Origin of the sequence: Mycobacterium sp. 050128, from assembly GCF_036409155.1 — a bacterium.
Classification (GTDB): Bacteria; Actinomycetota; Actinomycetes; order Mycobacteriales; family Mycobacteriaceae; genus Mycobacterium.
In genome coordinates, this window is sequence record NZ_JAZGLW010000001.1 from 509763 (window position 1) to 524473 (window position 14711).

Genomic DNA, 14711 nt, shown 5'->3' on the forward strand with positions numbered 1-14711 from the left:
AAAGGCAGCAATGACGGAGCATCTGACGGTGGCTTTCCTGGGGCTGGGCAACATGGGCGCGCCGATGGCGGCCAACCTTGTCGCCGCCAACCACGCGGTGCGCGGATTCGACCCGGTGCCCGCGGCCCTGGCCGCGGCAACCTCGGCCGGCGTCACCGGTTTCGGCAGCGCCTCCGAAGCGGTGGCCGGCGCGGACGTGGTCATCACGATGCTGCCCAACGGCGAGTTGGTCAAACGCTGCTACGCCGAGGTGCTGCCGGCCGCGCGCGCCGGCGCGCTGTTCATCGACAGCTCCACGATCTCGGTCGACGACGCCCGGGAAGTTCATGCGCAGGCCAAGGAACACGGCGTCGCGCAGCTGGACGCCCCGGTCTCCGGCGGGGTGAAAGGTGCCGTCGCCGGAACGCTGGCATTCATGGTCGGCGGCGAGGAAGACGCGGTGCAGCGAGCGCGCCGAGTGCTAGAACCCATGGCGGGCAAGATCATTCACTGCGGCGCCGCCGGGGCCGGGCAGGCCGCCAAGGTGTGCAACAACATGGTGCTGGCCGTGCAACAGATCGCGATCGGCGAGGCATTCGTCCTGGCCGAGCGACTCGGGCTGTCGGCGCAATCGCTGTTCGACGTGATTACCGGCGCGACCGGCAACTGCTGGGCCGTGCACACCAATTGCCCTGTGCCGGGCCCGGTTCCGACTTCGCCGGCCAACAACGACTTCAAGCCCGGTTTCGCGACCGCGTTGATGAACAAGGACCTGGGACTGGCGATGGACGCGGTGTCGTCGACGGGTTCGGCCGCGCCGCTGGGCAAGCACGCCGCCGAGATCTACGCTGCGTTTATCGCGTCCGACGCCTCCCACGGCGCCTTGGACTTCAGCGCGGTGATCGAGGCGCTGCGCTAGGAGGATCGGTCTTCCGCAATGCGGTTGTCAGAAAGGGGCATTCGATGATCGAAGTGCTGGACGACATGCCGGCCGGGGTCACCGGCATCCGCGTATCGGGCCGGTTGAACGGTGACGATCTGCGCGACTTCAAGCCCGCCATGGAAGGGCTCGTGAGCGGCGACGAGATCAGGATCGTCGAGGTCATCGCGCCCGACTACGAGGGCTTCGGCCCCGGCGGCCTGGTCGAGGACCTCAAGCTGGGCCTCGGCAGCGTATTCAAGCATCACTCGGCGTTCAAGCGAATCGCGGTCGTGTCCGACAAGGAGTGGGTCGCCCATACCCTGCACGCGCTGGCATGGATGGTCCCGGGCGAGATTGCCGTGTTCGGGCTCGACGACCTCGAGCGCGCCAAACAGTGGGCCGCCGGCTAGAAGTCACCGGCGTTGCGGCGCAACGTTTCAATCGCGGACACCAGCGCCTGCGATTCGGCGGTTTGCATGCCGATGTCGGCGAACACCTGCTCGTTGAGTGTGACGGTGGCGTCCTCGACAGTGGACCGCCCAAGCTCGGTGATCTGCACCAGCGTCGTGCGCCCATCGGTGGGGTGCGGCACCCGCTGAACCAGCCCGTCGGCCTCCAGCCGGCGGATCGCGTGGCTGACGCTGGTGACGTGGACCTGCAGTCGGTCGGACGCCTTGGTGATGGGCAGCGCCCCGGTCCGGCTGAACGCGAGCAGCCGCAGCAACTCGTAGCGCGAGAAACTCAGGTCATACGGCCGTAGCGCCGTCTCTACCCGTGCCAGCAGGATTTGATGCGCACGCATCACCGACGTCACCGCGACCATGCCCTGCGACACATCGCCCCAGCCGGCACGTTCCCAGTTGGTGCGTGCGGCGGCGATCGGGTCGCGCTTCTTATCGGGGGCCACCCCTTTTCTTACCGCACTTGCGGCAAAAGCGGGTCAACTGGCCCGATTCAGCGGGCGCCTATCTGCCCACCGCGGCCAGCACCGCGAGCGTGGATTCGCGGCTGCCCACGGTAATCCGCGCGCCAGCATCGGGATAACAGCGCACCCGCAGCCCGCTGTCGGCGAACACCTCACTCCACGGCCGGCCCTGCGCGTTCTTCGACGGCAGGTACATGAAGTTCGCGTGCGCGTCGGTCGTGTATATCCCCAGCGCGGACAGCCGCATTCGCAGATACCGCCGCTCGGAGGTGATCATCCGGATCCGTTGCAGCAGTTCGCCTTCAGCGTTGTAGGACGCCGCGACCGCCGGCAGACTGGTCATCGCGATACCGAACGGCAGCTGGTGCGACCACATCGTCGCGGCCAGCTCGGGCGCCGCCACCCCGTAGCCGATCCGCAGCCCGGCCAGCCCGTACGCTTTGGAAAACGTCCGTACCACAACCACATTGGGGAATCGACGCGCCAGCGCCGACACCTCGACCCGGTGTTCGGGTGCGGCGAATTCGATATACGCCTCGTCGAGCAGCACGATGGTGTCGCGACGCACCCGGCGCAGGAAGCGGAACAGGTGCGACGTCGGCTCCAGCGTGCCGGTGGGGTTGTGCGGCCGGCACAGCACCACAATGCGGGCACTCGCGGCCGCGTCGGCCAGCCGGTCGAGATCGTTGTGGCCGCCCTTGTTCAGCGGCACCGTCACCGGGTTCAGCCGCGCCATCTGCGCGATGATCGGGTAGCCGTCGAAGGTGGGAGCCGACATGACCATCGTGTCGCCCGCAACGGTCAGTGCCTGCAGGGTCTGCAACACCACCCCCGTCGCGCCGGCGCCCAGCACCACCTGCTCCGAGCCGACTCCGATGCGATTCGCGATCAGATTGCGCAATCGCTCGGGCAGGAACTCCGGATACCGGTTGGCCGCGTCGATGGATTTGACCAACACCGATCGCACCGCGGGAAGTGGTGGGAACGGATTTTCGTTGAGCGACAACGCCAATGGATCGACAGCATGCGGAACCGAGTCATCGACCTCCGCGGTGGCGGAGCTTACGAGTGGTTGCATCAGGCTCGACCGCCCCAGCGCACCGCCGCCGCACCGGCGAAGTCGCCGGCGTGGGCGAAGCCCGCCATCAGCACCACATCACCGGACTTGAGCTGGCCGTCGGATATCGCGCGATCCAGATTGATCGGGATCCCGGCGCCGAACAGGTTGCCGCACTCCTCAAAGGTGTCCCGGTGCCGTTCCGGTGGCAACTCGAGCGCGTCACGCCAGTTGCGCAGAAACGCCCTGTTCGGTTGATTGGTGACCATCAGATCAATGTCTTTGGTGGACAATCCGATTCGGTCACAGACCGCGTACGCCACCTCGGGAACCTGCCGGTTGCCGCGGGCCAGCACCTTGGTGATCTTGCTTTCGGTGAAGCCGATGCTGCCCTCGCCGGGGCCGGCCTGCCACCACTTGCGCGGCGGGTCGTAGGAAAGCGTCATCTCTCCCGCGTATTCGCCGAAGGTGCGGCACTCGACATCGAGGATCGGCGACTCGTCGCCCACCGTGACGAGTCCGACCGCCGCCCCGTCACCGGGCACGGCCGACTGCGCCTTGCAGCGAATCGTCGGCTGATCGAAGAACTGCCCGGCCGCGTTCTGCGCGATCGCGATCAGCGCGGTGTGTCCTTCACCGGATGCCAGCAGTTTGCGGGCCACGTTGAGCGCCAACACAAATGCCGCACAGCCACCGTTGTTCAGGTCGAGCACCCACGACGGTCGCAGGCCCAGCCGGTGCGCAATGCCGCCGCCTTGCCCGTAGAACGCCATGTCGGGCACCTGAGTGTGGGTGATCAGCACGTCGGCGCCTTCGACGACGTCGTGGCCGTGCCGCTCGACGAGTCCCTGCGCCGCGCGTTCGATCATGTCGATCGAACTCTCGTCCGGCGCAACGTGATGGCGAAACTTCGGAGCCCGGAACATGACGTTCTCCCGGAGCTCGTCGGATTCGGCGAACTGTGCGTAGTACTCGGCGGGGATCGGCTCGCCGGGCAGATAGGTGGAGACGTCGATCAGGCTGACGGTTCGGTTACCCATGATTCGCTCATCTCATCCATTCGGGGGTCACCGGCAGGCCATTGTGATGGCGGTACTCGGCGATTGCCTTGAGGTTCTTCAATTCCAGCAGGTGGCCTGCGCCGAACATGTCCCAGAAGTCGCCGACCCACACCGGGCGCTGCGCAGGCGCGGTCTCCGGATACGGGTTCTGGTCGTAGAACGGATGATGGCAATTGGTCCACAGCACAACCGAACCGGGTTTGTCGAGGACCACCTGCGCGTCGATTACGCGCATCAGGTAGATCATCCACAGATGCTTGCCTTGGTCCCACGCGCAGTGATAGTCGACGGTGCGAGCCTGCTCGTTGGCGACGGTGCGCGTGTAGATCTCGGTCTCCGAGCCGAGCCGGTCGTAGGCCAGCCACAGGCCGGGCTCCTCGGTCGGGGTGAAGCCGCGCAGGCTGTAGGTCCACTCTTCGAGGCTGCGCGTGTCGGACAGGTACTCGAACAGCTCGTCGGGCGGGCAGTCGATGTAATCGTTGACGGTGCAGTACTCCCCGAAGACCTGATCGTGCGGGTACACCGATCGCATCATGTCCATGATGATCGGAGTGGCCTGCTCCCTAGGGCTGGTTTCGATGCGAGTAACCCCGTCGATGAGATCGGGGATATCTTCAAGCGCTGGCAGCGACATTGGCACACTTCTCCTTAACGGTCGGAATCTGGTCAATAGCAATGGTTTCGGTCTTGGCCGCCGTGAGGAATGGGGCGAACGGCGGGATCTCGTCGGCGGCGCACTCGACGCTGACCACCGCGGGACCGTCGATGCCGAGCGCTGTGCCCATCGCGGCGGCGAGTTCTTTGGCGTCGCTGACGTCGGTCGACCTCAGCCCAGGGAACATGGCTGCCAGCCCGGCACCCAGCCGGCTGGGGCGAAATCGGTTGTAGCTGTATAGGTTGTCGTAGAACAACTGCTCGCGGGTCACGCACATCGCATGCGCGTTGTTGTTGAACAACACGAACGTCACCGGCAACCGGTATTGCACCGCGGTGTGAACTTCCATGCCGTGCATGAAAAACGCTCCGTCGCCGGCGATGACCACGGTGCGCCCATGCGGCCGTCCGCTGTTGGCCCGTCCGAAAGCCATCCCGATACCCGCCCCGAAGCTGTAGCCCATGCCGCCCATGCCGAGTGCGACGGTGAATCTGCCGCCGCGCCGGGCCGGCAGGTAATGCACCGCGGACGCACCGGTGTTGCCCGCGTCGACCACGATGTCGGTGCCGTCGGGCAGAACACCGTTGAGCACCGTCATGGCATCGCGGTAACGCAAGCCCTCGCCAACGCAGGACGGGGGCGTCAATTCGGAGCGCGACACGACGTCGGGCACCCGCACGCCGGTTGGTCGCCCGCTACCGGACAGGGCATGAGTCAGCATGCGCAGCGACGCACGCAGGTCGTCGGTGTGCACGTGCGTGCACGGAACATAAGGCCGCGCAGAGCCGATCGAGACGGTCCGCACCGTCGCCAGGGCGTCGTCGAGACCGGCCCGGGCCGTGACGGAAAGACGGGTGCCGATCACGAGGCACACCGCGCTGGCGGCCACCGCCTCGACCACACCCGGGTGGCCCATCACGCCGGTTACCCCCAGCGCGGACGAACAGCCGAATCCCGGTGTGCCGGAGGCATCTTTGGCGTCGGGCACGGTAGCGACCCGGGCCCGCAGCAATGCTCGCAGCTCTTCGAGCTCGGCGCGAGCGTTGTCGCGGGCCACCTGCTCGCCGGCGATGATCGTGATCGGCCCGGTGACGTTGCGCAACACCGGAATTATCGGCTGCGGGTTTCCGATCGGCCGCGGCTCGACAGCAATAGGGCCCGGTCGATCGGCGTAGACGAATGCCTGCTGAATGTCTTTGGGCAACAACAACACTGCCGGTCCACCGGTGCGCGCTGCCGCGATGGCCCGGGACAACGCCGCAGCGATGTCAGCCGGCCGCAGCACCCGCTCGCAGGACACCGACACCGCGGAGAAAACGGCCTCGGCGTTCAGGGCTCCGTTGTTGCCGCTGGTGTCCTGGAAGCTGCCGCGGCCATCCATGGTCGCCGGAGCCTGCCCGACCAAAGCCAACACGGGTACTCGGCTCGTCAGCGACTCCCCAAGTCCCGCTACAAGATTCAGCGCACCGCCGCCCGAAGTAGCGGCCACCACACCGAGTCCGGCGCCGCTGCGGCTGTAGCCGTCGGCCATCGTGGCGGCGGAGAACTCGTGCTTGGCCAGTACTGCGGTGATCTCGGAGCGGAAATGTGCCGCGTCGTAAAGGTCTTCGATGTTGGCGCCATCCACTCCGAAGATGTGGTCGACGCCGATTGACGCGAGGCATTCGACGATATGGTCAACAACCCGGTGCTTCCGAGGCATCTGCTCACCTAAGTTCGATTGAGACGATGCCTAAGGCACGAGTCAGGTGAGCCGTCGGTTCACCTGAGGAGGTTTTACAGCGAACGCTGCAACAAAACCTGACCACTATCGGCGGCGACCACTTGCACGGCGGCGATCTGCTCGATCGGCGTCGAGATGCTCGCGGCCGGCGTCGCGGTGTGGCCCGGTTCGGCCACCCAGGTCGCCAGTCGGGTTTGACTGCCGTCGCGACCGACCACGACCATCGCCAACGTGTCGTGGTGCGCATACGGCGGCGCCAGGCAGACGCACTTCAAGTTGATGGACGTCCCCCAGTGCTGACTGGAGATCTGCACCGTCGACGCCAGCAGGTTGGTACCCACCTGCGCCATCTCCGACGAAGCGGCCACCGGCTGCGGCGGGGTCGCCGACGGGGTATGACCCTGAACGCCGACGAACACGCCGACCGCTAGTACCGCGGCCGCGGCGGACGAGGCCACCCAGGTGATCGCCCGCGTCCGGCGGCGGCGCCAGGCCACCTTCGCCAGCAACGACGGCAACAGCTCGGGCGAGGGCTCCGGCGTCGCCGGTGGGATGTCGCCGGACTCCGCGATCGCGGCAACTTCTTCGCGATCGAGTTGCGAAAGCAGGGCCGGCACTCCACTGAGCTCGGCGACGGCGTGCCGGCACGCCGGGCAGTGCACCATGTGCCCCTCGAACTCACGGCGATCGACGGACGACAGCGACCCCAGCACGTATGCGGCATCCCACATCGCGTAGCGGTGATTGTCACCCATGATCAGACCAAAGGCCTCGTTGTCGCCGGGTGGGCCTACATCTCGTATCGGCGTCTTCATTTCATCCATCTCCTGTCACCCTTCAAGCATTCGGAGCCGATGACCACACGGATTGGTGCCCCGACAAGGCATCGCGCTGTCATCGAGTAACTCCGAGTTCCTGCAGAGTGAGCCGCAAAGCCCGCACGGCATAGTGTAGTCGCGACTTCACGGTTCCCTCGGCAATGTCGAGGTCTCCAGCAATCTGTGCAGTGGTCCATCCGCGGTAGTACGAACGCTCGATAACGGCCCGGTGTTCCGCGGACAGTTGCGTCATCGCGTCGGCGATCAGCAGCCGGTCCAGTGCCGCGTTCACCTCGTCGGGCGTGGCCTGCTCGGGCGCTCCGTCGACATCGGTCGAAGCGACTACGTTGCGATACCGGGCGCTGCGCCGATCGTCGATGATCATGTTGCGGGCGACGGTAAACAACCAGGCGCGGGCCGAGCGCTCGGTGTCGCCGACGACTTCTGGATGCTGCCACGCTCTCAGCAGCGTTTCCTGGACGACGTCCTCGGCGTGGGCGGCGTCGCCGGTCAGCCGCAGCGCATAGCGCCACAGGACGGCGGCGTGCTCGTCGTAGAGCGCCTTCATCAACGCAGCTTCCGCCGCCCCCGAAGCCCCCCAGGTACCAGCGCCCCGAGCCACTCGATCACCTCCTGCCCATTGAAACGAGCGGAACAGGCGTTTAGTTCGAGTTCAGCTCAAGGTGAGAATGCGGGGCCCGTGCTCGGTGACCGCCACGGTGTGCTCCCAGTGCGCCGCACGTGAGCCGTCGGTGGTGGTGACCGTCCAGTCGTCGTCGAGCACCAGCGTTTTACCTGTTCCGAGGGTCAACATCGGCTCGATGGCCAGCACCGAACCCGGGGCCAGCAGCGGGCCGCGGCCCGGTGATCCCTCATTGGGCAGGAACGGGTCCATGTGCATCTGCCGGCCGATGCCGTGGCCGCCGTAACCCTCGACGATCCCGAACGCGCGGCGGTGGCGAACCTCGGCCGCCCGCGTGCCCATTTCGATGGCGTGCGCGACATCGGTCAACCGGTTGCCGGGGACCATGGCCGCGATGCCGGCTTCCAGCGACTCCCGGGTCGCCGCGCAGAGCGCGTCGTCGTTGGGATCGAGTGCCCCGATCCCGAACGTGATCGCGGCATCGCCGTGCCAGCCGTTCAGCACCGCGCCGCAGTCGATGGAGACCAGGTCACCGTGGGCGAGGACTTCCGCCGCGGAGGGGATGCCGTGCACCACCCGGTCGTTGACCGACGCGCAGATCGACGCCGGGTAACCGTGATAGCCCAGGAACGACGGCGTCGCCCCGGCGTCCCGGATCACCGACTCGGCGATTTCGTCCAGGCTCAGGGTGGATACGCCCGCAACCGCGGCCGCGTGCACCGCCTGCAGGGCGTTGGCGACCACGGCGCCGGCCGCGGCCATCGCGTCGAGTTCACCGGCGCTGCGCTGCGGCACTACCTTGCTTCTGCGCAGCCGCGCCAGCGCGCGCATCACTACTTGCCCAGCGCTCGCAGCGCGCGCGCGAATACCTCGTCCAACGATCCGATGGCGTCGATCGTCTTGAGTTCGTCGCGGTAGTACTCCAGCAGTGGCGCGGTCTCGTCGTTGTAGACCTTGAACCGGTTGATGATGACTTCCTCGGTGTCGTCAGCGCGGCCGCGGCCCTTGAGGCGCTGCAGCAACTCGTCCTCGGACACCCGGAACTCCAGCACGGCGTCGATGTCGGAGCCGCGGCGTTCAAGCATTTCGTGTAGCGCGCGGGCCTGCTCGATCGAGCGGGGATATCCGTCCAGAATGAAGCCGTTGGCGGTGTCCGGGTCGTTCAGCCGGTCATCGACGAGCTGGTTGGTCAGGTCGGAGGGCACCAGGTCGCCGGCATCCAGGTAGCGCTTGGCCTCCAGGCCCAGCTTGGTGCCCTGCCCGATGTTGCTCCGGAACAGATCTCCGGTAGAGATCTGCGGAATTCCGAGCTTTTCGCTGAGTTTCTCCGACTGTGTGCCCTTACCCGCCCCCGGTGGCCCCAGCAAAACGACTCTCACTTGAGGAACCCTTCGTAGTTGCGCTGCATGAGCTGACTCTCGATCTGTTTGACGGTATCCAACCCGACGCCAATCATGATCAGAACCGCCGTACCGCCGAATGGCAGATTCTGCACCGCCCCCGCGTTCCCGATCTGCAGGAACAGGTTGGGCAGCACCGCGATCGCACCGAGGTAGATCGAGCCCGGGAGCGTGATCCGGCTCAGCACGAAACGCAGATAATCGGCGGTCGGCTTGCCCGGCCGGATGCCGGGGATAAAGCCGCCGAACTTCTTCATTTCGTCAGCGCGCTCGTCGGGATTGAAGGTGATCGACACATAGAAGTACGTGAAGAAGATGATGAGCCCGAAGTAGATGCCGATGTAGACCGGATCGCTCGGGTCGGACAGGTAGGTGCCGACGAACTTGTCCCACCAGCTGTTGCCCACGCCTCCGCTGCCGCTGCGGATCAACTGGGTGATCAGGTGCGGAATGTAGATCAGCGACGACGCGAAGATGACGGGGATAACACCGGCCTGGTTGACCTTGAGCGGCAGATACGTCGAGGTGCCGCCGTACATGCGCCGGCCCACCATGCGCTTGGCGTACTGCACCGGGATCCGGCGCTGGCCCTGCTCGACGAAGACGACGCCGACGATGATGGCCAGCGCGGCCACACAGACAGCCGCGAAGATCATGCCGCCGCGGCTGTCCAGGATCGTCTTACCCTCGGACGGAATGCGCGCGGCGATACCGCAGAAAATCAGCAGCGACATGCCGTTACCGATGCCGCGTTCGGTGATCAGCTCACCCATCCACATCACCAGCGCCGCGCCGCTCGTCATGACGAGCACGATGACGACCAGCGTGAAGATGCTCTGGTCGGCGATGATGTCCAGCGAGCAGCCCTGCAGCAGGCCGCCGTTGGCCGCCAGCGCCACGATGCTGGTGGCCTGCAGGATGGCCAGCGCAATCGCCAGATAACGCGTGTACTGCGTCATCTTGGCCTGGCCGGCCTGGCCTTCTTTGCGTAATTCCTCGAACCGTGGAATGACCACGGTGAGCAGCTGCACGATGATGCTCGCGGTGATGTAGGGCATTACGCCCACCGCGAACACGGTGAGCTTGAGCAGCGCACCGCCGGAGAACAGGTTGATCAGCGAATAGATCTGCCCGGCTTCGCCACCGCTGGCTTCTTTAATGCACTGCTGCACGTTCGGGAAGTTGACGCCGGGCGATGGCAAAGCGGCGCCGACGCGATACAGCACGACAATGCCGAGCGTGAAGAGGATCTTCCGTCTCAAGTCGACTGTTCGCAGCGACGAGATGAAAGCCGAAAGCACTTCTATCCTCCTGCGCGGCCGGGGGTCTTCCTGCGTTTACGCGCGCTCAACACCCGCAGGCCAGGACGTACGGCGTCACGCGTCAAATCGTGTACGAGACTAACAGCTGGTCGGAGTAGATCCTTAAAAGGGCGTCATGGAGCCGTACCAAAAGGGCTCAAAAAATTCAGGAAGCGGACAGCAACCAGGCGTAGAGTTTTGGCAGCTCGTTGCATTTGCTAAGTATCAAAGCTGGCCGCCGAGATCGAGGAGCACGATGACACGCACTGACCAAGACAGTTGGGATTTGGCTTCGAGCGTCGGCGCCACGGCCACGATGGTCGCCGCGGCCCGCGCGGTGGCCAGCAACGAGGACAACCCGATCATCAACGATCCATTCGCGGGGCCGTTGGTACGGGCGGTCGGGCTGGACTTCTTCACCCGGGTGGTCGACGGCAAGCTGACCACGGCCGAAACGCCGGAGGGTGGCCTGGGCGACCTGCAGGTCGAGACCGACTCGATCGCGGTACGCACCCGCTTCTTCGACGATTTCTTTCTCAACGCCGCTCGTGACGGCATCCGCCAGGCGGTGATTCTGGCCGCCGGACTCGACGCGCGCGCCTACCGGCTGCCCTGGCCGAACGGCAGCGTCGTTTACGAGGTAGATCAGCCCCAGGTCGTCGAGTTCAAGACCACCACGATGTCCAGCCTGGGCGCACTGCCGTCCGCCGAGCGACGCACCGTCAGCATCGATCTTCGTGACGACTGGCCAACGGCCTTGCGCAGCAGCGGGTTTGACGTGACCCAGCCGACGTCGTGGAGCGCCGAGGGGTTACTGATGTATCTACCCCCGGATGCCCAGGACCGGCTCTTCGACAACATCACCTCGCTGTCGGCACCCGGGAGCATGCTGGCCACCGAGTTCCATCCACCGTCGGAGACGACGATGTCCGAGCGCGCGCAGGAATTCAACCAGCGCTGGATCAATCTCGGCTGCGACATCGACCTGTCGCAATTGTTCTTCGACGGCGATCGCAGCGACGTCATCGAGTACCTGAGCGGCCACGGCTGGCAGGTGAGCTCGCGGCCACGGCGCGAACTCTTCGCCGACTACGGACGCGATTTTTATGACAGCGAGGCCCTGTCCCAACTGCGCAACATCGTCTCGGTTACCGCCACTCTCAGTTAGGAGCGCATGCATGACGAGCACCGACAGCAAGCGATTCGACGGAGACAGCTGGGATTTGGCGTCCAGCGTGGGAGCCACCGCCACCGCGGTGGCGGCCCGCCGGGCGATGGCGTCCAAGGGCCCCAATCCGTTGATCGACGATCCCTTCGCCGAGCCGCTGGTCAACGCCGTCGGCGTCGACGCCTTCATCCGGATGATGAACGGCGAGGTCGAACTCGGCGATGACGATCCCGCGTTCACCGCGCAGCGGCTCAGCGAAGGCATGGCGGTGCGAACCCGGTATTTCGACACCTTCTTCCTCGATGCCGCCGAAGCCGGGGTGCGTCAGGCGCTCATTCTCGCGTCGGGGCTGGACACCCGCGCCTACCGGTTGCCGTGGCCGGACGGCACCGTGCTCTACGAGATCGATCAGCCGCAGGTGATCGAGTTCAAGACCCGCACCCTGGCCGAACTGGGTGCGGCCCCGACCACCGACCGCCGCACGGTGGCGGTGGACCTGCGCGACGACTGGCCGGCCGCGTTGCGCGGCAACGGATTCGACTCGACGCAGCCAACCGCCTGGATCGCCGAAGGCCTGCTCGGGTACCTGCCGCCGGACGCCCAGGATCGCCTGTTCGACAACATCACCGCGCTGTCCGCGCCTGGCAGCCGGATCGGCACCGGCTACGTCCCCGACATGCGTGACCGCGTCGAAAAGCGCGGTCGCGAGATGAGCGAACGGTGGCGCCGGATGGGCCTGGATCTGAACTGGTCCGAACTGGTCTACACCGGCGAGCGCAACGACGTGTCGGCCTACCTCACCGAGCGGGGCTGGCAGACCACGGTCCGCAGCACCCCGGAGATGTACGCGCACAACGGTTTTGAATTTCCCACCGAACGGTCGATGGTTGCCTTCGGCGACATCAGATACTTGTCCGCAACGCTGGGGGGCTGAGCGTGACACGCACTGCGGTCCGCGAATAGCCAAGCGGTTACTCCGGTTTGGCCGCCGGCGCCCGGACCACCAACGGCACGGCGGGAAAACACCAGGCCAGCTCCGAACGTGACTTGCGCAGGGCGGCGGTGCCGTAGCCGTGCTTGCGGTGCTCGGGGTGAATCCAGATCCGCACGTTCACCTCGCCGGCGAGGAGCTCGCCGAACACCATTCCGACCTTCTCGCCGGAATCGATCGCGACGAACCAGGCGGCCTCTTCGTCTTCGACACGCTTGAGGGCCGCACGGATCTCGTCGTCGATGTTTCCGGCAGGGACACGAGAGCCATCGCCGGCCTCGCCGATTTCCGCGGTGCGGGTTGCGAACAGGTCGCGGTCCTCGGCGGCGGAGAACGGCCGCAGCTCCAGGCTCTCCCCCGAGCTCGCCGGCCGCTCGCCGAGCGTGAAGCTCAGCTGCTTGTTCAAATCTTCGAGTTCGGCGAGGATCTTGCGTCGCGAATCGATGGTGAGCTGCTCGAAGCACATGCCCATCACCGCTTCGGCCGCGACGTGGGAGGTGTCGAGCAATTTGACGATCCCCTCGACCGCGACTGCCTTGTTTTCCGACTCCACCACGACGTCGGCTATTTCATGCCGGCGTTCAAGAGCTTTCAGAAGGGCATCTGCGATCTCTCTGCGGGCGGCTTTGCGGTCCTGGTCAGTCATTGCACCAGACTAGAACGCCAACCCGAGTACCGCGCTAGATGCCCGACTCCGATAGGCGCGACGGGCGGTCGCCCAGCTCCAGGAAACGCCGGTAGCGGTCCTCGACCGCGGCCGCCCAGGCGCGATCGGGGTCGACGATGCGCTCGGTGCCGACCCAGCGGGCGGCGTCGGCGATCGACGTTTCCAGTCCGGCGGCCATCCGGCCCAGAAAGGCCGCTCCCAGCGCCGCGCCCTCGGCCACCGCGGATACCTCCACCGGACGGCCGGTCGCGTCGGCGATGGCCTGCATCCATGGCTGCAGCCGGGTCCCGCCGCCGGAGGCCACGATGCGCGATACCGGCGCTCCGCTGAGCTCGATCAGCTGACGAACGACGAATCCCGACGCCTCGTAGGCGGCTCGGCGCAACGCGGCGGGGCCGTGGGTGAGATCGATGCCGTCGAGCACCGCCCGCCGGTCCGGGTCGTGGAACGGCGTGCGTTCACCGCGAATGTAGGGTGACCACACCGGGATCCGGCGCGGATCGACCTCGTGGGAGACGCCAGCGGGGTCGCCGGGCCCGATGACGCGATCCACCCAGCCGAGAAACAGCCCGCCCGCATTGCTGGCGCCGCCGATCTGGCTCTTGGGCGCCTTGGTGTGCGGAATGGTCCACAGCCCCGGCACCTGGCGGGCCTCGGGAATGGTGACCCACACGATCAAGGTGGTTCCGCACATCACCAGCACATCGCCGTCGCGATCGGCGCCGGCCACCATCTGCTCACACAGCGCGTCGACGGCACCCGTGCCGAGCACAATTCGGGTCCCGGGTAGCTGCCCGGCCGCCGCGCCGATCGTCTCCACCCGCGGCATCTGCGCCGCAGCGGCGCCGCGTTCGGCGCAGGCGGCCTGATTCCAGCCGGTGCCGTCGAACAGCGGGTACGAGGTGGCCGCGGTGGCGAAGTCGATCACCGCCTCGCCGGCCAGCGCGTGGTTGGCCACCGCCGGCGCCGGCCAGTACCCGGCCGCCCCGGGGGCTTCGGCGGCCGTCCAGCGCAGGAACTCGGCGGCTTCACCCAGCGCGGGAAGCGGCTGATCGCCGTCGACCCGGCCGCGCTCGTCACCGTAGAGCAATCCCGGGGTAAACGGCCGGCCCGCGGCATCGACGGCAGTCAGCGAGGGAACCATCGCCGAAACGGCCACCGCACGCGGCTCGGGCCCGGGAGCCAACTGCCGCACCTGGTCGAGGGCGGCCAATGGACCGCGCCGCCACGCCTCGTCGGCGTCGTGCTCGAGCCGGTTGGGTGCGGGCACCCGAACGTGATGGGGAATGCGCACCCGCGCCGTCACGCGGCCGTCGGCGTCGGCGGCGACCGCTTTGACCGCCGTTGTCCCGATGTCGATGCCGATTGTGACGCCGTTACGTGACACGGGCGTCACCGTAC

The 14711-nt window shown here is 66.4% G+C and carries 16 protein-coding genes; 4 read left to right on the top strand and 12 right to left on the bottom strand.

Annotated features, from left to right (window positions below; genetic code table 11):
* Positions 1–10: 10 nt before the first annotated feature.
* Positions 11–898, top strand: a complete 888-nt coding sequence (gene mmsB / locus SKC41_RS02415) for a 3-hydroxyisobutyrate dehydrogenase (protein ID WP_330976158.1) — start codon at positions 11–13, stop codon at positions 896–898.
* A 44-nt stretch (positions 899–942) separates the two neighbouring features.
* On the top strand, positions 943–1311 hold the full coding sequence (locus SKC41_RS02420; RefSeq protein ID WP_330976159.1) for an STAS/SEC14 domain-containing protein: 369 nt from the start codon (positions 943–945) through the stop codon (positions 1309–1311).
* Here SKC41_RS02420 and SKC41_RS02425 read toward each other — a convergent pair.
* From SKC41_RS02425 to secY, 10 genes are all read right to left on the bottom strand, one after another.
* Entirely contained in the window at positions 1308–1808 is a 501-nt protein-coding gene (locus SKC41_RS02425; protein ID WP_330976160.1) for a MarR family winged helix-turn-helix transcriptional regulator, read from the bottom strand. The two genes, SKC41_RS02420 and SKC41_RS02425, sit on opposite strands and share 4 nt — an antisense overlap.
* A gap of 58 nt (positions 1809–1866) precedes the next feature.
* Positions 1867–2904 (bottom strand): pyridoxal phosphate-dependent aminotransferase, encoded by a 1038-nt coding sequence (locus SKC41_RS02430; protein ID WP_330976161.1) that lies wholly within the window; start codon positions 2902–2904, stop codon positions 1867–1869.
* Complete coding sequence (locus SKC41_RS02435; RefSeq protein WP_330976162.1) at positions 2904–3923, bottom strand: 3-oxoacyl-ACP synthase III family protein; 1020 nt, start codon at positions 3921–3923, stop codon at positions 2904–2906. Before SKC41_RS02435 ends, SKC41_RS02430 begins: the two co-directional genes overlap by 1 nt.
* Before the next feature lie 7 nt (positions 3924–3930).
* Positions 3931–4578: an SRPBCC family protein gene (locus SKC41_RS02440; protein ID WP_330976163.1), complete on the bottom strand. Its 648-nt coding sequence runs from the start codon at positions 4576–4578 to the stop codon at positions 3931–3933.
* Positions 4559–6301 (bottom strand): thiamine pyrophosphate-binding protein, encoded by a 1743-nt coding sequence (locus SKC41_RS02445; RefSeq protein WP_330976164.1) that lies wholly within the window; start codon positions 6299–6301, stop codon positions 4559–4561. The genes SKC41_RS02440 and SKC41_RS02445 overlap by 20 nt, the downstream gene beginning before the upstream one ends.
* A gap of 74 nt (positions 6302–6375) precedes the next feature.
* The gene (locus SKC41_RS02450) at positions 6376–7146 is read right to left on the bottom strand and encodes a zf-HC2 domain-containing protein (protein ID WP_330976165.1); all 771 of its coding nucleotides are present in this window, start codon (positions 7144–7146) and stop codon (positions 6376–6378) included.
* A gap of 70 nt (positions 7147–7216) precedes the next feature.
* Positions 7217–7762, bottom strand: a complete 546-nt coding sequence (locus tag SKC41_RS02455) for a sigma-70 family RNA polymerase sigma factor (RefSeq protein ID WP_330976166.1) — start codon at positions 7760–7762, stop codon at positions 7217–7219.
* 51 nt (positions 7763–7813) lie between these two features.
* The gene (gene map, locus SKC41_RS02460) at positions 7814–8614 is read right to left on the bottom strand and encodes a type I methionyl aminopeptidase (protein ID WP_330976167.1); all 801 of its coding nucleotides are present in this window, start codon (positions 8612–8614) and stop codon (positions 7814–7816) included.
* 2 nt (positions 8615–8616) lie between these two features.
* Complete coding sequence (locus tag SKC41_RS02465) at positions 8617–9162, bottom strand: adenylate kinase (RefSeq protein ID WP_330976168.1); 546 nt, start codon at positions 9160–9162, stop codon at positions 8617–8619.
* The gene (secY, locus tag SKC41_RS02470) at positions 9159–10484 is read right to left on the bottom strand and encodes a preprotein translocase subunit SecY (RefSeq protein ID WP_330976169.1); all 1326 of its coding nucleotides are present in this window, start codon (positions 10482–10484) and stop codon (positions 9159–9161) included. Before secY ends, SKC41_RS02465 begins: the two co-directional genes overlap by 4 nt.
* Positions 10485–10740: 256 nt before the next feature.
* On the opposite strand from secY, the gene SKC41_RS02475 reads away from it, so the two are divergent.
* Both SKC41_RS02475 and SKC41_RS02480 read left to right on the top strand, forming a co-directional pair.
* Positions 10741–11652 carry a class I SAM-dependent methyltransferase gene (locus tag SKC41_RS02475; protein ID WP_330976170.1) on the top strand — a complete coding sequence of 304 codons (912 nt, stop codon included), beginning with the start codon at positions 10741–10743 and terminating at the stop codon, positions 11650–11652.
* Between the two features lie 10 nt (positions 11653–11662).
* Entirely contained in the window at positions 11663–12586 is a 924-nt protein-coding gene (locus tag SKC41_RS02480) for a class I SAM-dependent methyltransferase (protein ID WP_330976171.1), read from the top strand.
* A gap of 37 nt (positions 12587–12623) precedes the next feature.
* Here SKC41_RS02480 and SKC41_RS02485 read toward each other — a convergent pair whose 3' ends face one another.
* Together SKC41_RS02485 and SKC41_RS02490 are read right to left on the bottom strand one after the other, a co-directional pair.
* Positions 12624–13289: a GNAT family N-acetyltransferase gene (locus SKC41_RS02485; RefSeq protein WP_330976172.1), complete on the bottom strand. Its 666-nt coding sequence runs from the start codon at positions 13287–13289 to the stop codon at positions 12624–12626.
* Between the two features lie 34 nt (positions 13290–13323).
* Entirely contained in the window at positions 13324–14697 is a 1374-nt protein-coding gene (locus SKC41_RS02490; protein ID WP_330976173.1) for a xylulokinase, read from the bottom strand.
* Between the last annotated feature and the right edge of the window lie 14 nt (positions 14698–14711).